This window comes from Parafrankia irregularis, from assembly GCF_001536285.1.
Lineage (GTDB): Bacteria > Actinomycetota > Actinomycetes > Frankiales > Frankiaceae > Parafrankia > Parafrankia irregularis.
The window spans coordinates 1-17,841 of sequence record NZ_FAOZ01000024.1 but is presented as its reverse complement, the minus strand read 5'-3'; the positions used below and the strand labels follow the sequence as shown (position 1 = coordinate 17,841).

General features: G+C 71.0%; 11 protein-coding genes. 3 read left to right on the top strand and 8 right to left on the bottom strand.

Annotated elements, in window-relative coordinates; translation table 11 throughout:
- Nucleotides 1-410 precede the first annotated feature (410 nt).
- A complete protein-coding gene (locus tag AWX74_RS27350; protein WP_165615803.1) occupies nucleotides 411-3,017 on the top strand; it encodes a Tex family protein in 2,607 nt (868 codons plus the stop codon).
- Between the two features lie 259 nt (nucleotides 3,018-3,276).
- Here the strand turns inward: AWX74_RS27350 and AWX74_RS27345 are convergent, their stop codons facing one another.
- The 7 genes from AWX74_RS27345 to AWX74_RS27315 all read right to left on the bottom strand — a co-directional run bounded on the left by AWX74_RS27345 (nucleotide 3,277) and on the right by AWX74_RS27315 (nucleotide 13,472).
- Nucleotides 3,277-4,167: a polysaccharide lyase gene (locus tag AWX74_RS27345; protein WP_091282881.1), complete on the bottom strand. Its 891-nt coding sequence runs from the start codon at nucleotides 4,165-4,167 to the stop codon at nucleotides 3,277-3,279.
- A 224-nt stretch (nucleotides 4,168-4,391) separates the two neighbouring features.
- Nucleotides 4,392-6,752, bottom strand: a complete 2,361-nt coding sequence (locus tag AWX74_RS27340; RefSeq protein ID WP_242666443.1) for an acyltransferase family protein — start codon at nucleotides 6,750-6,752, stop codon at nucleotides 4,392-4,394.
- Between the two features lie 28 nt (nucleotides 6,753-6,780).
- Nucleotides 6,781-8,211: a right-handed parallel beta-helix repeat-containing protein gene (locus AWX74_RS42645; RefSeq protein ID WP_091282878.1), complete on the bottom strand. Its 1,431-nt coding sequence runs from the start codon at nucleotides 8,209-8,211 to the stop codon at nucleotides 6,781-6,783.
- Nucleotides 8,208-9,575, bottom strand: coding sequence for a glycosyltransferase family 2 protein (locus AWX74_RS27330; protein ID WP_091282876.1), 1,368 nt, complete (start codon nucleotides 9,573-9,575; stop codon nucleotides 8,208-8,210). The genes AWX74_RS42645 and AWX74_RS27330 overlap by 4 nt, the downstream gene beginning before the upstream one ends.
- A complete protein-coding gene (locus AWX74_RS27325; protein ID WP_091282874.1) occupies nucleotides 9,572-10,732 on the bottom strand; it encodes a Rossmann-fold NAD(P)-binding domain-containing protein in 1,161 nt (386 codons plus the stop codon). Before AWX74_RS27325 ends, AWX74_RS27330 begins: the two co-directional genes overlap by 4 nt.
- A 742-nt stretch (nucleotides 10,733-11,474) precedes the next feature.
- Nucleotides 11,475-12,836 (bottom strand): DUF5925 domain-containing protein, encoded by a 1,362-nt coding sequence (locus AWX74_RS27320; RefSeq protein WP_091282872.1) that lies wholly within the window; start codon nucleotides 12,834-12,836, stop codon nucleotides 11,475-11,477.
- Between the two features lie 144 nt (nucleotides 12,837-12,980).
- Entirely contained in the window at nucleotides 12,981-13,472 is a 492-nt protein-coding gene (locus tag AWX74_RS27315; protein WP_091282870.1) for a hypothetical protein, read from the bottom strand.
- A 417-nt stretch (nucleotides 13,473-13,889) separates the two neighbouring features.
- Here AWX74_RS27315 and AWX74_RS27310 point away from each other — a divergent pair, with 417 nt between their 5' ends.
- The gene (locus tag AWX74_RS27310) at nucleotides 13,890-14,966 is read left to right on the top strand and encodes a BadF/BadG/BcrA/BcrD ATPase family protein (protein WP_226931121.1); all 1,077 of its coding nucleotides are present in this window, start codon (nucleotides 13,890-13,892) and stop codon (nucleotides 14,964-14,966) included.
- 122 nt (nucleotides 14,967-15,088) lie between these two features.
- Here the strand turns inward: AWX74_RS27310 and AWX74_RS27305 are convergent, their stop codons facing one another.
- On the bottom strand, nucleotides 15,089-15,349 hold the full coding sequence (locus AWX74_RS27305) for a hypothetical protein (RefSeq protein ID WP_091282865.1): 261 nt from the start codon (nucleotides 15,347-15,349) through the stop codon (nucleotides 15,089-15,091).
- A 1,303-nt stretch (nucleotides 15,350-16,652) separates the two neighbouring features.
- Here AWX74_RS27305 and AWX74_RS40215 point away from each other — a divergent pair.
- Nucleotides 16,653-17,841 (top strand): hypothetical protein (locus tag AWX74_RS40215; RefSeq protein ID WP_091282863.1); only part of this gene is annotated, 1,189 nt, incomplete at its 3' end.

Sequence of the window (17,841 nt, the reverse complement as noted above, 5' to 3'; positions counted from 1 at the left end):
GCCAACGCCGGCGACCGGGCGACCGGGCGACCGGCGGACCACGGTCACGGTCCGTATCCATCCCCGGCGTGGCCGCGCGGAAGGCCACCGGATCACAGCGGGGCACTTCCAGGGCGGGCACAGGGCGGGCCCGGTGCGGGCACAGACCTGCGCCACGGCTCGGGGCTGCCCGAGGCTGCCCGGCGGTGGCATCCCCGAGCCGGGGGACGAAGCGCGCCCAGCACGCCGAATAAGCACAAAAAGTACAGACGTGACCATGTGCGCGTGCCCGCACCAACGAGTCCCGCCGGGGCACCGTGCTCCCCCCGACCGCCACGGGCGATCGGTGAAGAGGGATTATCTGGAGTACCAACCCCCGGGAGAGGTACCGGCGGGGACGATGAGGACACAGGCAAAGGCGGTTGCGGATCGTGACGACGGTGTCCCTCCCGGAGACGGTGACTGTCCAGGCGCGGATCGCCGCGGAGCTGGGCGTACGCGAGGGGCAGGTGGCCTCGGCGATCGAACTGCTCGACGGCGGGGCGACCGTGCCGTTCATCGCCCGGTACCGCAAGGAGGCGACCGGCACCCTCGACGACGCGCAGCTGCGCGCGCTGGAGGAGCGGCTGCGCTACCTGCGGGAGCTCGAGGAGCGCCGGGCGGCGATCCTCGACTCCATCCGCAGTCAGGGCAAGCTTGACGACGCGCTCGAGGCGCAGATCATGGCCGCCGAGACGAAGGCCCGGCTGGAGGACATCTACCTCCCCTACAAGCCGAAGCGCCGCACGAAGGCGCAGATCGCGCGCGAGGCCGGGCTGGAGCCGCTCGCCGATGCCCTGCTCGCCGACCGCACCCTCGACCCGCGTACGGCCGCCGCGGCCTACGTCGACGCGGAGAAGGGCGTCGCCGACGAGACCGCCGCGCTGGAAGGCGCCCGCGCCATCCTGGTCGAGCGCTTCGCGGAGGACGCCGACCTGATCGGCGACCTGCGGGAGCGGATGTGGTCGCGCGGTTTCCTCGTCAGCCGGGTGCGCGAGGGCAAGGAGTCCGACGGCGCCAAGTTCGCCGACTACTTCGACTTCGCCGAGCCCTTCACCAAGCTCCCGTCGCACCGCATCCTCGCGATGTTCCGCGGTGAGAAGGAGGAGGCGCTCGACCTCAGCCTGGAGCCGGACGCGCCCGTCGACCCGGCCGAACCGGCGGCGGCCGGCCCCAGCGACTACGAGCGGCGCATCGCCGACCGCTTCGACATCGCCGACGAGGGCCGTCCGGCCGACCGTTGGCTGCTCGACAGCGTCCGCTGGGCCTGGCGGACGCGGATCCTCGTCCACCTCGGCGTGGACCTGCGGATGCGGCTGTGGACAGCCGCCGAGGACACCGCCGTGCGGGTCTTCGCCGCGAACCTGCGCGACCTGCTGCTCGCCGCCCCCGCCGGGGAGCGGCGCACTCTCGGCCTCGACCCCGGCTTCCGCACCGGCGTGAAGGTGGCGGTGGTCGACGCCACCGGCAAGGTCGTCGCGACCGACACCATCTACCCGCACGTGCCGGCCCGCCGCTGGGACGAGTCGATCGCCACCCTGGCGCGGCTCGCCACCGATCACAACGTCGACCTGGTCGCCATCGGCAACGGCACCGCGTCGCGGGAGACCGACAAGCTCGCCGAGGACCTGATCCGCCGGCACCCGGACCTGAAGCTGACCAAGGTCATGGTCTCCGAGGCCGGTGCGTCGGTGTACTCGGCGTCGGCCTTCGCCTCGCAGGAACTGCCCGCGCTGGACGTCTCCCTGCGCGGTGCGGTGTCGATCGCGCGCCGGCTGCAGGACCCGCTGGCCGAGCTCGTCAAGATCGACCCGAAGTCGATCGGGGTCGGTCAGTACCAGCACGACCTGTCCGAGACCCGGCTGTCCTCCTCGCTGGACGCGGTCGTCGAGGACTGCGTGAACGCGGTCGGGGTGGACGTCAACACCGCCTCGGCGCCGCTGCTGGCCCGCGTCTCCGGCATCGGCGGCGGACTGGCCGACAACATCGTCCGCCACCGTGACGCCAACGGCCCGTTCCGGTCCAGGACGGGCCTGCTCGACGTCCCGCGGCTCGGGCCCAAGGCGTTCGAGCAGTGCGCCGGCTTCCTGCGCATCCGCGGCGGCGACGACCCGCTCGACAGCTCCAGCGTGCACCCGGAGTCATACCCGGTCGTGCGCCGCATCCTGTCCGTCGCCGGCGGCGAGCTGGCGGCCCTGATCGGTGACACGAAGACCCTGCGCGGGCTGCGGCCGACGGACTTCGTCGACGACGCCGTCGGTCTGCCGACCGTGACGGACATCCTGGCCGAGCTGGAGAAGCCCGGCCGTGACCCGCGGCCGGCGTTCCGCACCGCGGAGTTCACCGAAGGCGTGGAGACGCTCGCCGACCTGACGCCCGGCATGGTCCTGGAGGGCGTCGTCACGAACGTCGCGGCGTTCGGTGCCTTCATCGACATCGGCGTGCACCAGGACGGGCTCGTCCATGTCTCGGCGATGTCGAAGAACTTCGTCAGCGACCCCCGGGATGTCGCCAAGCCCGGTGACATCGTGCGGGTGAAGGTGCTCGACGTCGACATCCCGCGCAAGCGGATCTCGCTCACCCTGCGGCTGGACGACGCGGCACCGGGCACGGCGGAGGCCGGCGGTGGCGGTGGCGGTGGCCAGGGCGAGCGGCGCACGGGTCGCGGTGGCGGCCGAGGCGGGGCCGGCCGCGGTGGCGCCGGGCGGGACGGCGGCCAGGCGGCCGGAGGGTCCTCGGGTGAGTCGGCCGGCGGGCGCGGTGGCGGTGGCGGCCAGCGTCGTGGCGGCGGTGGCGGTGGCCAGCGCGACGGTGGCGGCCAGCGCGGTGGTGGTGGCGGTGGCGGCCAGCGTGGCGGCGGCGGTCAGCGCGGCGGCGGGCGTACCGACGGCGCGCTGGCCGACGCGCTGCGCCGCGCGGGTCTGGTGACCGGAAACGAGGTCACCCTGGGAGACAGCGGCAACGACAGCCGGGACAGCCGACGCCGCGGCCGTCGGTAGCTGGCCGCGCATGGGCGCACAGCCGTGCGCGCCCATGCGCGGCCGCCGGGCCTGGTCAGCATTCGGTACATCCGGCGCCGTCGCACCGCGCCGGCAATTCACCTCAAGAAAGATAAAACGGGCGCAGGACCGTTTGGCAATACGCAGGAGTTGAGGATTTTGGCTGCCAGGACGACCAAAATCCTCAACTCTTGCTCGGCAGCAGCCAAAAGCCGAGGCCCGGGATCTCGCGGCAGGCTCCCCAACGACCAGAATCGTCTCAGCACAGGCCGGCGGGAGCCGCCTCGATGAAGCGGTCCGAGACCACGAAGGTCGCGAAGTCCGCGTACTGATTGATTGGGCTGGCCCAGCTCAGGTCGTCGCCGCCGAAGAAGGTGGAGAAGAAGACCCCCTCGATCCGCAGCGCCGGCGTGGTACGGAAGAGCACTCCGTCCTGGCGGAAGACCTCGTGGCCGTCCACCCAGACGACCACCGAACCGTCGGCCAGGCCCGGGGTGTTGAGCCGAACCTGCTGCTGCACCACCGCCCAGCGCCCCGGGACGAATTCCCAGGTACCCAGGCCCAGAGTCGTCCCGTAATCCGTCGACGTCGGCAGGTAGGCATACACCTGCCCTTTTCCGCCGGCACGCCACATGTATCTCGTGGAGAATCCGTTGGTGCCGTCCGGAGTGTGCCCACCAGCCACGTGGTCACCACCGAAAAGACCTGGCAGCTTGCCACCCCGGGCAAACTGGAAACCTTCCTGAAAACGGATCCGGTAGCTGAGGTGGACGTCGTCGCGGGGGCCGTCCCGAAAAAGGAGATAGGCCTGCGCGCCGCCGGAGGGCGCACCGTCGCGCTCGACCGACAGCTGACTGGCCGACCCGGCCGGGTAGCCGACCCGGATGGACCTCCACCCGCAGCCCGCGCCGGCCGGCCGCACGGCCACCCGCTCCAGGCCGTAGGAGCCGTGCCGGCGGATGACCAGCTCGGGCCCGAAGAAGCTCTGCAGACGCGGGGCGACGGGCGTGGTCGCCGGAGCCAGCAGCGGCACCTCGGGAGCACGTTCGGGATCACCGTGCCGCGGACCGGACGTACAGCCCGCCAAGGCACCGGCACCGGCACCGAGCAGCGCCGCCAGCAGCACACTCCGTCGCGACCCTGCACTCACCGCGTTCTCCCCCGACCCGCGTTTTGTCTCTTCTGCCGCTGGGCGTCACCCGTTCCCCGCGGGCGCAGGACCACATGTTGCTCCTGACAGCGGCCCGGGGCGGTGCAGGCCGCGCCCGGCTGAGCCTTTTCCATCGTCGACTCGGATCCGCGGCATCGCTGACCGTGCTCCGTGAGATGGAAAAGGCTCAGTATCGCCGGTGAAACACCTGCGGACCGGTCAGGTCAGCCGGCCAGCCGCACAAGGGCCGGACCGAGATAGGACGCCAACGCCGTCGAATACGTCCCGGTTATGTGGCTCTTGTCGTAGTACACGATGGTGTCACCGATAATCGGCGGGCACTCGTCCTTCGTGCACAGCCACGGAACCGGGTCGACGAGCATCGCCCCGCCGGCCGCCGCACCCCTGATCTCGATGGCGCGCTGCGGTTCGGTCAGTTTCGCGCCGGCGACCCGAACAATGCACCTGCGAACGTTCGTCGGGTTCCGGGCCAGGCAGTCCGGCACGTCGAAGCCCGGGTAGGGGGTGTCCTCGATGAGGACGACCTTGGCCCCGGTCGAGCGCAGGTCGCGCACGACCTTCGTCATGCCCCCGGGCCCGACCCGAATCGCCTCCGTCCGCGCCTCCGAGCCGATGACCACCAGGTCGGGCGACAGTGCCCTGATCCGGCCCAGCACGTCGGCACGCCAGGTGTTGCACTCGGTGTAGACCCGCTTGAGGGTCTCCAGGACGAAGTTCGGGTAGTCCGCCGGCGGGCAGCCGCCCTTCGTGTACGGGACGAGCCGCCAGCCGTTCCGCCGGCTCACCTCGTCCATCGCGTTGAACCACTGGTTGGCGTGGGAGTCACCGAACAGCACCACCGTCCGCCGGCCCTGCGGGTCGCCGTAGACGCAGTCCGTCGGGGTGCCGCTGGTGATCGAGGTGTAGCACCGGTTCGACTTGTAGTCGTTCGGGGCCTGCTCCAGCGACGGCCGCAGGCCCCCCGGCAGGTCGCCGAGGTCCAGTGACTGCTCGATCAGCCCGGTGAGCGCCGCGGACCGAACCGTGACGGCACCCGTGCCGGCCGGGTCGGCACCTGAGGCAGCCGGGTCGGCACCTGAGGCGGCCGGTCCGTCCGGGCTGAGCGGGCCGGGGCCGACCGTCGCCCCGACGGCCGCGGCCAGGCTGGTGGTCGCCGTCGGGCCGCCCGTGGGCAGCGCGGCGGCCTGAGCGACGAGGAGCGCGACCACCACCGCGGCACCGGACGAGACCAGGCCGAGCCCCAGCCCCAGCGCCGGCCGCCGGGCCAGCACCGGCCTGCGCCGGATCGGGTTCTCGACCAGGTGGTACGTGAGGACCGCGAGCACCAGCGACAGTGCGATTGCGGCGAGCTTCTCACCCGTGCGCAGCGGCTCCCCGGAGGCCAGCGGCCAGAGAACCAGCACCGGCCAGTGCCACAGGTACCAGGAGTAGCTGACCCGTCCCACCAGCTGGCACGGCCGCCGGCGCAGCAGCAGTTCGGCGCCGCGGCGCGGCGCGGCGCACCCGCCGGCGATGACCAGTGCCGACCCCGCGACCGGCAGCACTGCCACCAGCCCGGGGTACAGCGTGTCCTCGCCGAACACGCAGGCGGCCACCAGGATGCCGGCGAGCCCCAGCCAGGTCAGCTGTGCGGACAGGGCTGGCCGCAGCCGGCCCAGCCGCGGTGCTCCCAACGCGACCAGCGCGCCCAGTGCCAGCTCCCAGGCCCGGGTGTGGCTGCCGAAGTAGGCCCAGGGCGCCGACCGCGGCGTGAGGAGCGCGCTGAGGGTCAGCGACGCCGCCACCACCACGAGCAGCAGCACCGCGACCGGGCCGGTGCGCCGCCGTCGGGCCGGGCCGACCAGCGCGGCCGTCACGACGAGCAGCAACGGCCACACCGCGTAGAACTGCTCCTCGACCGCCAGCGACCAGAAATGCTGGAACGGCGAGGGCGGGCCTTCCGCCCGGAGGTAGTCGGTGCCGGCCTGGGCCAGCCGGATATTGATCGCAGACACGGCCGACAGCGCCGCGTCGACACCGGTCGAGTGGATGCGCAGCGGCGACACCCACCGCCAGGCGCCGAGCATCGTCGCCACGATCACGACCGTGGCGGCCGGCACGATCCGCCGGGCCCGGCGGGCGTAGAACCCGGCCAGCGAGATTCGTCCGCGGGCGGATCTTTCCGTGATCAACTGCCGGGTGATGAGAAAGCCGGAGATCACGAAGAACACGTCGACCCCGACGAAGCCACCGGGAAGGGCCAGTCCGGAGTGGCCGAGGACGACCAAAATCACCGCGACCGCGCGCAGGCCCTCGATATCCGGCCGGAACTTTCTGAGCCGACCAGGCGACCCGTCCGTCGTGTCCAGCCCGCCGGCCCGGTCGGGACCGCCGGCCCGGTCGGGACCGCCGGCCCGGTCGGGGCTGTCCGGCGTGTCCGCGACGGGTACGGCCGGAGCGGGCCCGGTGCCGACGGGCGCGGCCGGGGTGGGCGGCCGCGCGTCGGTCACCCGCGGGTAGAGCAGGCCCGGATAGGCGAACGTCGTGCCCAGGGATCGCTGGTCGGACGCCCGTGGGCCGGGCACGGTCGGTGTGCCTCCACCGGCGGCCAAGTCAGGCCCCGACCGCCAGCGCCGGGCGGCCGCTCATCCGGTCCCGCCGCCGGCGCGCCAGCCCGGTCACGCCGGCCAGCAGCACCACGACCAGCGGCACCGCCGACCAGATCCCGATCAGGACCCGCGGCCGCCACTGGTCGCCGTTGTCCCGCACGGTGTTTCCGGCCAGCTCGACGCTCTGGCTGGCCAGCTGGTTGCCCTCGACCGTGTTCCCGCGGACCTGGACGTTCGCACGGTCGCCCCGAGCGTGGATGCCGACCCGGTTGCCGGTGACCATGTTGTTCGCGAGCACGTTGTCCGGCGAGGAGGCGAGCACGATGCCGTCGCCCCGGTTCCCGGTGGACGTGTTGCCGATGATCCGGTTACCGGTGCTGGAGGCGTCCATCATGATGCCGTTGAGCCGGTTGTCCCGGGTGATGTTGCCTTCGACGACGCCGCCGGTGACGAAGTCCGAGAAGATGATTCCGTGCCGGCCGTTGCGCTCACTCACGTTGTGCCGGACGGAGATGTTGGTGGAATAGCTGTGCGGGTCGACGCCGTAGAGCGTGTTGTCGTGGAACCAGTTCTGCTCGATCAACACGTCCCGGGCGTGGTCCGTGTACGTCCCGATGAAGCTGTGGTCCACCTCGGAATGGGTCATGCTCCCGGTGGAGCCGTCCGACCAGGCGACGCCGTAGGAGCTGTTCCAGTCCCGGCCCAGGTAGCTCAGGTGGCTGCGGGTGATCGCGAGATGTGCCTGGTGGGTGGCGACGATGAACGGGCGCCGCTCGTCGACGGCGTGGCGGTTGACGTCCCCACCGACAGTGTCCGGCCGGACGTTGACGCCGTTGAGGGTCAGCCGGCCGCCGTCGACGCCGAGCAGCACCCCCCGACGAACGGTCATCACCAGATCCGTGACCGGCGCGGTCACGGTCAGCGACCCCCCCGGTGACACGATCAGCGCCGCGTGCAGCGTGACCTTCCCGTGCCCGTCCTGATCGATCCAGGATGGATCGTCGACCGCCCGGACGACATCCGGCAGGCCGGTCACCGGGCCCGTCAGCGGGATACTGCGGACCAGTTCACCCCCCGCGACGAGGGCGATCTCGGTCCGGCGCAGCGTGATGCCGCGGATGTCCGGCGCCGGCGCGCTGTCCCGGACGTCGATGGTGTCGGGCGGCAGGCCGAGGATCACGTTGCTGAGCGGGTCGTAGGACGGCACGTAGGCATGCCGGTGGAAGAACTCGCTGGTGGACTGCAGCTCCCGGTACTGGCGCCCGACGGTGACACTGAGCGTCACGGCGCACAGCAGCGTCATCACCACCATGAGCAGGTGGACACCCCGCCTGCGGGACCGCTCACGGCGCAGCAGGGCCGCCGTCAGCGCGTGGTTCGCCGTCAGCAGGTCGTTCGCCGAGCCGGCGGCCGGGGCCGGGGATCTCGTGGTCATCGGAGCCGCTCCCCGATCGTGGAGGGCACCCGCTGGGTGTCATCCGTGGTGGAGGCGCCCCGGGCCGTCGGGATGGTCGGCGCGGTGGTCTGGTCACCGCGGCTGTCACGGCCGTCGCCGTCACGGCCGTCGCGCTCGCGCTGGTCGCTGGTCGCCGCGGTCTTGGCGATGACCTCGAAGCTGCGCGGGTTGCCCATGTAGAGGGTGGTGATGAGGGCGACGATGGTGAAGGTCGCGGTGACCGGGGCGAGCACGACCGCGGCGAGGGTCTGCAGGACCCGGTTGGTCCAGAAGCTCGCGCTGCTCTGGCCGGGCCGGCGCAGCCCGGCGTTGACCCAGCCACTCAGCCCGAAGTTCACAAGCCAGACCACGAGCGAGCACCAGAACAGCGAGTGTGCCCAGCCGGCCACCTCGATGACGTCGGTGAGGATCAGCACGACCGCGGTACCCGACGCGAGGAACGTGAAGAGGCTGAGGAAATACCGGATCGCTATCCGGATCGCCGCGCCGAGCGGCAGGACGTCCCGGTTCACGATGGCGTGGATGTTCCCCCACATCCACCGGCGGCGCTGCTTGAAGTACGCCTTCCACGTCCACGGGGAGGTCAGCTGGATGTACTCGTGGAAGAAGCCCCACCGCAGCCCGGCGGCGGCGGCGTTGCAACCGAACGTGAGATCCTCGGAGGCGAAGATCCGCCAGTCCCAGGTGACGGTCCGCTCGGTGTGGCCGGTGATGGTCAGGCCCTCACCGTGGACGAACAGCGGGCGGCCCAGAATTCCCTGGAACGACGAGCAGTAGGTCATGCAGTTGTGGAAGCGCAGATCGTCGATGTGGCTCAGCAGGAAGTGCGCGAACGGCCCCCGGCCGTAGTCGATTCGCGGCGCCGTCACCCCCTGACAGATGTCGTAGTCGGCCGCATAGGCCGTCTCCAGATATTCCCAGGTCGGTGAGGTGTCATCGTCCAGGAATGTAATCTTGGTGTCCGCCGTGTCGTAGCCGAGATGCTGGCGGACGATACGGCTGAACTCCAGCGCCCGGGCCTTGTACTGCGCCACGCAGCTGAAGTCGGTCGGGACGGTGATGACCCGGTCGGCGTCGGGGTAGACATCCCCGTTGCCGGGCTCGTTGGTAACCCAGATCTCGTAGTCCATCGTCATCGGGTAGGACCGGATCTCCCGAATGATCTCGTTGACCCTGTCCTGTTCCCGGCCGACGGTGGTGATCTGGATTATGTAGCGGGAGAAGAGGTCCCGGTTCTGCCGGAAGGTCGTGTGGAACCACCATTCACCGGCGGCCAGGATGAAGATCTCCATCAGTGGTCGCAGAAAGGCCACGAGAAGCAGCCACGGCAGCACGGTCCTCATCGCTGCGTACCGTCCGTCGGCTCGAGTCCGAACGGGTCCGTGGCGTGGCGCGGGATCTCGTCGGCCGCCCGAATCTCGTTGGTGGACCAGCGGACGCCGCGCTCCCCCGCCTCGGCGGCCAGCACCGCGGCCCCGGTCCGACGCCCGGTCGAGCCCAGCCCGCGGTCCGCGGCGCCGGAACGCCCGGGCAGCGGCTCCCGGAAGTAGTCGACGCCGTCGACGTCGATGCCGTCGGTCCCCTCGCTCCCGTCGAGGTCGCCCCGGTCGACCCGGTCACCCAGGTCGCCCTGGTCGGTCCGGTCGGTCCGGTCGACGAATCTGGAGTTCGTCTCGATGACCGACCGCAGGATCGGCATGTCCACTCCGACCCCCGCCGCGAACCCGAGGAAGGCCATGGTGTCCTTCGGCAGGCACACACCGCCGTAGGGTGCCCCGCCCCGGGTGCCATAGGCGGGGTTGAAGGACGCCTCGGCCGACCGCGAGACCGTGTCCGCGATCGCGCCGAGGTCGAGCCGCAGCCGATCGGCGACGGTGTACATCTCGTTCCAGAACGAGATCTTGGTCGCGTTGAAGAGGTTGTGCGCGCACTTCACGAACTCGGCGGTCATCGGGTCGTCGAAGATGCGCAGACTCCCGCCGAAGGGGGCGAAGAGCTCCGCGAGCCGCTCCTGGACGCGCCGGTTCCGGGATCCGATCACGGTCATCCACGGCCAGCGGAAGTCCTCGGCCGCAGAGGCGGCACGCAGGAACTCGGGATTGCTGGCGAGCAGGAATCCGTCGCCCTGGCGAAGGCCGGATTCCTGCTCCAGCAACGGGCCGACCAGGCCATCCGTAGTGCCCGGATCGACGGTGCTGCGTACGACGACGGTATGACGGCCACCGCTCACGCGCAGCGCCTGCCCGACCCCGCGGGTGCCTGCGACGAACGCCGACAGGTCGTAACGGCTGCCGACGTTGGGCGTCGGCAGCGTGAGGAAGATGAAGGAATCCCGCTCTGCCCGGAGATCGAGCTCGGCCCGTGCGTCCAGGCCGAGCCCCTGCAGAAGGGAAACACGCTCCGGCGCGACGTCGACGAAGGTCACCTGGTTGCCGGCCTCGAGCAGACCTTTGCCGGTGGCCGTGCCCACCACGCCGGATCCAACTACAAAGATTCGCATCTTCTCAAGCTCCTTGGGGCCGCCCGGGCGCTGAATGACCAGGCGGTATCGAGCGACGGCGGACGATGACGTCCGAGACGGTGATGCGGCAGGGCTCACTGCGCCGCCCCGGTCCGCGGTTGGTTTCTTCCTGATCGGCGGCTGACGTCCGCCGGAGATGGGCATGACAAACTGTGGACTTGCTGCTCTCAGGTGTTCGCCGCACGCGCGGCCCGCCCGGCCTGCTTCGCGACGCCTCCGCAATACGGCGCTCCGCCGCTGCGCCAGGGCATGCGTACACGGGGGCCCACGGCCCCGTCCGCATGCTGCGGCGCCGCAGCATGCGGCGTCACACTATGCGGCACTGTCAGTGATTCCCCCTGCGGTTCTCGGTCGGACCCCGGAACCAACCCCCCACATTTTTATCGATCGATGATTCAGCGAGAACAGAGCATCCCCAAATGCCCTTCCCGCGATTGGAATAGTAGTCGATCGGCACCTGTTCCGTCCCACAGGGACGACACCAGGCGTGTTACCCGATTCGCTCGACGGTGAATTCAGCCAGAGAATTGCGCGATAGCGATCACCGAAAATTGGCCGGGCTCGCCCCCATCGGCGCCACCACCGGCCACCCCAACCGCAGCCGGCACCACTTCTTCGCCTTCCGGACTAATCACGAAAGCCACGACCATACCCCGGAAGAGGAACATCAGGGCATAAAGAAAAGGCGGCGCGACCCGAGGTCGCGCCGCCGGAGAACGTACTACAGATAAAGGCCGGTATGACCATCCCGGTCCGGTATGGCCGCGGGCAGCCGCCCGTCCCGCAGGGCGAACAGCTCGGCGAGGGTCATCGACGGCAGGACGCCCGACGTGCTTCCCAGCCAGGCGACGGCCTCCTCATGCGGGAGCGCACCGACCTCCACCTGCGCCAGGCAGCGCCCCGGGCGGACGATCGCCGGGTGCAGCCGTGCCAGCGGCTCGTTGGTCGTGAGCGCGACCAGAACCTCCCGCCCCTGGCCGACCAGACCGTCGGTGAGGTTCAGCAGCCGGGACAGCGCCTGCCCGGAGACGCTTCGGGCGTCACCGCGCAGCAGTTCGTCGCAGTCCTCGATCACGAGCAGCCGCCAGCGGCGCCGCGGCCGCTCCGCCTCCGCCGCGGCCTCGGCCCCGCCGTCGTCCCCGCCATCGGCCCGGTCGTCCTCGTCGTCCTCGTCGTCCTCGTCGTCCTCGTCGTGCTCCTCGTGCTCGTCGTGCTCGTCGTGCTCCCCGGCGTCGGGATCGGACTTCCCGACATCGGGATCGGCGGCGTCGGCGAGCTCGGCCATGGCACTCCCGGTGCCATCCTCGGATTTGCCCGCCGGGGCCTCCAACGCCATGCTCGCCCCGCTGGCGGCCTCGTCGTCGTCGCTGTCATCCGACCCGATCGCGACCTCCATCAGATAGCCGGGGTCGCCGAAGAGGGCCTCCGGGTCGAGGACGCAGTCGACCTGGCACCAGCGCCGCCACTCGTGCGCCAGCGCACGCAGAATCGTCGTCTTGCCGGTGCCTGCCGGCCCGTGCAGCAGGATCAGACGGCCCACCAGCGATTCGGGGCGCATCGTCATCAGGCGGTCGAGGGCTTCCAGCGAGGATGCCGGGTAGTTCCGCCGGATCGACGGCCAGTCCGTCGTCGCGGCGCGGCGGATGATCCGGGTCGGGCCGCGCTGGGCGGAGAGATACCAGAACCCCATGGTCACGGTGCCTTCGGTGCCGGGTTCGGCCGCCGCCTGACGGACCACGCCGTCCAGCACCGTCCGGGCCAGCTCCTCGCTGACCGCCGTCACCAGGACCTCGGCGCTGCCGCCGCGCCAGCGCACCGCACGGACCGTCCAGCCGTCACCGGTCGCCAGGCGGGAGTCACGCGAATCCTCCACCACCGTGCGCACGATCTCGGCACCGATCGGCAGCAGGCTCGCCCCCGGCCGCAGCCGGTCGATGCGCACGCTGCGGGCCCAGGGCTGGTCCCCGTTGGTGAACGGCGCCAGCGCGAGGGCGTCGACGACGTCGTAGGGCGTGTCCGAGTCGTCGAGGGCGACGACGAAGGGGAGGTCGCCGGCGCCGCCCCCGGAACGTTCACCCCTCACACGATCGCCTTTGGACGTGGACCCCTGCCGTGGAATGGACACGAGACAGATACTCGGTGAGGAGTGCTCCCAACACCACCTGGTTTCCCTTTTCCGTCGCGGAAGCGGCTGAAGATCCCCGCCGTACCCGAGTCGTCACGTCGACTATGAACGCGCGCCCGGCCCCTCGAAACCCGACGGCGCACCACCCGAACCACCCGAACCACCCGCACCGCCCGCGCCACCCGCGTCGTCCGCCGACTCGATCACCTGACGAAGCAGCACGATCAGCCTGTCCCAGCCGACAAGCAGGGCCGCGGAGTCCTCCTGGGCCGCCCGGTCCGACGCGAGCTGGTGCAGCGTCTTGACCACCGCGTACAGGTAGTGCGGCCGCGGCCGCCAGGCGGTCAGCTGCGGGTAGGTCTCGCCAAGCGCCTGGTGCAGCACTCTGCGCAGGGGCATGTCCGGCCGCCGACGAGCCTGGTCGGTGTGGTGCAGGATCGTCGCCGCAGCGTCGAGCTCATCGTCGTCCGGCAGCCACTCGAAGGCGACCAGCGCCAGCTCGGCCTCGGTGAACGCCTCGTCCACGGCGGCCACCGGGTCGCCGTCTCCGTCCGGCACGGGTGGCGGTGCCCAGTCGTCGTCGTCATCGGTCACCCCACTACCGTCTCCCAGCGAAGCCGGAACGAGACCTGGAGTGGCCGGACGCACAGGGATACAGAGGTCCCACCGGGGCAGGATGAAGCACACGGCCCTGGCCACGCGCAAGCCGCCCGGCCACCGCCGCTCGGGCAGCCCCGTCCACGTCACCGCAGGCCGGGCGGCCGGCGCCGCCGCCAGGACGTCCGCTCCATCGCCCGAACTCCCAGCCGGACGACTCGCCCGGTGCCCGGCGTACGCGGCCGTTCCAGCCACCTTCAGGCGACGCTCGGACCACGCCCGGGCCGACGCCACCGGCCCCGTCCGGCCTCCACGGACGGGTACCGGAGAGCGAGCACACGTAAGCGAACGCTTGTAGATCGTGAAGTACAAAGATCATCGACCGGACCCGAACGGCTCCGGGAACGACGCCGATTGCGAGGCACAGCACAGGTGCACAGCCCACCGCGGGAGAACCTGAGCCCACTGATCATCCTGCCGCCGGCCCTGCGTCCGTCCAGCCGCGGTGAGGCCCGACGGCCCACCCGGCCGGGCACGCACCTGCTGGGGGTGGACGGCGGCGGCACCAAGACCACCGCAGCCGTGCTCGACGTCGAGCGCCTGGCCCTGAGCACCTTCACCGCCGGGCCGAGCAACCCCGACGTCAACGGGATCGAGGCCGCCGCCGCCTCGATCACGGACGCGATCCTCGGGGCGCTCGACGCGGCGGGGGCAGGCGTCGGCGACCTCGCCGGCGCGGTGCTCGCGATCGCCAGCGCGGACTCCGAGGAGAACCAGGCCGGCCTGCTGGCCAAGCTGCCCGTTCTCGCGCCGGCCGAGAACACGCTGGTGCTCAACGACACCGTCGCGGCCTGGGCCGCCGGCACGCTCGGCGAACCGGGGGTCGCGGTCATCAGCGGCACCGGCAGCAACACCCTCGGGGTGGCCGCCGACGGCCGGACCTGGCGCTGCGGCGGCTGGGGCCACCTGCTCGGCGACGAGGGCTCGGGCTACTGGATCGGCCTGGAAGGGCTGCGCGCGGCGGTGACGTACCGCGACGGGCGGGCCCCCTGGTCGGCCGTCGTCCCCCGCCTGCTCGCCTTCTACGGCCTCAGCCTGATCGAGGACATCGACGATCTGATCTACGGCACCCTCGACAAGTCGGGGATTGCCGCGTTCGCCACCGAGGTCGCCGCGGCAGCCGCCGCCGGCGACGACGTCGCCCGCCGGATCCTCGCCGACTCCGGCCGCCTGCTCGCCGAGCAGACCCTGACCGTCATCCGCCGCACGGGCCTGACCGGCGACTTCCCCGTCTCGATGGTCGGCGGTGCCTTCCGCTCCGGCCCCGCCTTCCTCGACTCGTTCACCGGCCACGTGACGGCCGAGAGCCCCGGCGCACGCTTCGTCTGGCCGCGCATCTCCCCGGCCACCGGTGCGGTCCTGCTCGCCGCCCGGCTGACCGCGACCGAGCACCTGATCGACTGGACGGCCCCGCCGCTCACCACCGACTGACGATCCCCGAAGCGACCCCCGCCCCGGCCACACCGGCGGCTGCCACCAGCCGCCGGTCCGCACGCACGGCCCGGCGCTTGCGCGCATTTTCGCGCGCGCGATCGATTTTTCTAATGCGCGATCTAATCGCGCACCCGCCCCCGACCCAGACGCGCTGCGAGCTCGGGCCCAGGGGCCCAGGGGCGGCGGGTGTACGCGGTCGCGCGCCCTGCGCCGGTGGCCAGCAGTGGCCCCTCGTCGCGAGCCATCTCCCGCAGGAGCCTGGACGCCTGGCTGGAGGACAGCGCACACAGGTTCGCCGCCTCCGTCCGACTGATCTGGCCGTGCGCCGCGGCCGCCACCGCAACCGCGTCTGCGTCTGCGTCCGCGTCCGCGGTTGCCATCGGACAAGATCAAGGGATTTTGGTCGTCACAACGACCAAAATCCCTTGATCTTCCCGGCTTCCAACCCCTCCCGCCCCCCATGGTCGCCGGGTAGTAGCCGGTAGTGGTCAGATCCCGCCAAAACCCGGCTGGCGCCATCCTGACCCGAGAAACCGACGCGAGCCGCGGGTCGGGGCTTGATCGGCCAGGTGTGGCGGCCCTGTTCCTCCCTGCATCCGTGGAGGCCGGCGCAGTGGCCTGGCGACCCGTGCCCGGAAGCAGCGGCAACCCGCGGCCGGAACTCGAAGATCCGAGGATTTTGGTCGGCAGCAGCAGCGGCCCGAAGGTCGGGATTTCCCTACACCCCAGGACCCGTGATTGGACACGCCGAGACACGGAGGCACCGGGGTGACCAGATCTTCACACCTCCCGGGCGCTGTCGACGGCACCGAGCACCCGACACCATGGAGCACCGGAATCTGCGAAAATCCTGCCACCTCGGACCGACCGCCATGCGAATTTACCTCACCGTGACACGGCCCTCCTGTCTGCACCGGCCGCGGGAGAAGCCGGCTGCGCACCGGATGTCGGGTATGACCACGGCCAGCATTGAGAACAGCCCTTGCCATCGCCCCAGGACAGGGCCGAAACAAGTCGATCCGAAGCGGTTAACAATGCGGTGAGTGACATCCTGTAAACCCCCGTTCGAGGGGGTCTTCCAGGTCCGTCGGAAGAGCCGTGAAGCGCGCCGTACCGCCTTGCCCCCCGTACCGGTGGACACCTTCGGTTCCTACCCGAACTTGCCTACCCGTTGGTGCCGAGAATAGCGGCGGCACATTCGAGCTCCCCGTTCGCCCTACCCCCTCCGGGGCTCCGGTCGGCGACGACACCAGTCACAGCGGCGACTCGTTCACGCACGATGAGCAGCCGCCACCGATCGCCCCGAAACGCCGCATTTACGGACATAAGGACAGGTCATCAGCCCGAAGACACCTGTGATGCCGTCGGATCGAGCACCGACCAGCCAGCAGGAAAGATCTTCCTGGTGATCATTCATCCACCTGCGTCGATCGCTCCACCGGTGGCGACCGCAGGCCGGACGGACAGTACGCGATTAGTGCGGACGGACACTCGCACGTCTTTTCTGGACCGGACCTGACTAGGCCATCTCTAACCAAACGGGGTAGCTTTCTGCGTCAGTCGAGCCTGTCCGGCAGGCGCTGATCCGCACCCTGCACAACCACCACATCCGGAAAACCGGTGGTTCGGCGGGCGCCGTCGGCGAGTGCCCTGGCGACTCGCCACAGTCAGGGAGAGGGATTCATGCGCATCAACAGAATGCGGGCCGTGACGGCCGGCGTTCTCGGCGCGGCACTCACGGCGGCGGCTCTGCCCGCCTCGGCCGAGCCCACGCCGACGGCAACCGCGACCACCGACATCATGAGCAGTATCTTCGCCACTCCGGAGGCAACCTGGCCCGCGCAGGACGGAATAACCATCGGCCTGGACCCGACCGGGTCACCCAGCGCCACCCCCAGCGCCAGCGCAAGCCCGCTGGCCACAACTGCGGCCCCCAGCATGGGAGCCGTGATCACCAGCCCGTCCGCGAGGCCGGTCGGCGGCGGAACCGGTGACGCCACACTCGACCAGTTCCTTTCCCTGCTGCCGTTCACGATTCCCTTCGACCGGGAAATCAACGGCATCGAGGATTTCGAGGTCAACCCGCTGGCGCTCACGTACACGTGCACCGCACAGGGCCCGCTCTGGAAAATCAGAAACCACTCCACCGACGCCTACGGTTTCGGCTGGTTCGACACCAGCCAGGGCTCCGGGATCTCCACCATCGCGCCGGGCGAGTCGATGACCCTGCCAACACGCGCGCTCGCGGTCATCGCCTCGCCGTGGAGCGCGGCCACGGGACGCCTGCTCGTCACGGTCCCAGCGGTCGGTGTCTCCAACTGCTCGGGCGGGCCGGGCATCGGTGCGAGCCCGACGAAGGCCGGCGTCGGGGGTGGGGCCGGCGGCGGCGTCGCCACCCGCACCCCGGGAACCGGCGGCGGGGGTGGAACCGGGACGTCGACCGGAGGAACCGGCGCGGGCGGCGGGACGGCCACAGCGACACCCGGCGGCTCCGGAGGTGGGAGCACCGGGGGCGGCACCGGCGGTGTGGGCACGGGCGGTACCGGTAGCGGCGGCGGAACCGGTGGCGGCGGAACCGGTGGCGGTGGGACCGGTGGCGGTGGGACCGGTGGCGGTGGGACCGGTGGCGGTGGGACCGGTGGCGGTGGCAGCGGAACCGGCACCGGTTCCAGCGGCGGCGGAACCGGTGGGGGCGGCGGCACGGGCACGGGCGGGGGCGGAACAGGAACCGGCGGCGGTGGCGGTGGCGGCACTGGTACCGGAACTGGCGGCGGCGGCGGGACCGGAACTGGCGGTGGCGGCGGCGGGACCGGAACTGGCGGCGGCGGCGGTGGCGGCGTTGCGGCTCCGGCGGCGTTGTCGGCCGTGCCCG

Excerpts from the sequence above, each read along its gene's own strand:
- AWX74_RS42645 (WP_091282878.1), bottom strand. The coding sequence starts at position 8,211 with ATGACCACGAGATCCCCGGCCCCGGCCGCCGGCTCGGCGAACGACCTG.
- AWX74_RS27330 (WP_091282876.1), bottom strand. The coding sequence starts at position 9,575 with ATGAGGACCGTGCTGCCGTGGCTGCTTCTCGTGGCCTTTCTGCGACCA.
- AWX74_RS27325 (WP_091282874.1), bottom strand. The coding sequence starts at position 10,732 with ATGCGAATCTTTGTAGTTGGATCCGGCGTGGTGGGCACGGCCACCGGC.
- AWX74_RS27305 (WP_091282865.1), bottom strand. The coding sequence starts at position 15,349 with ATGGCAACCGCGGACGCGGACGCAGACGCAGACGCGGTTGCGGTGGCG.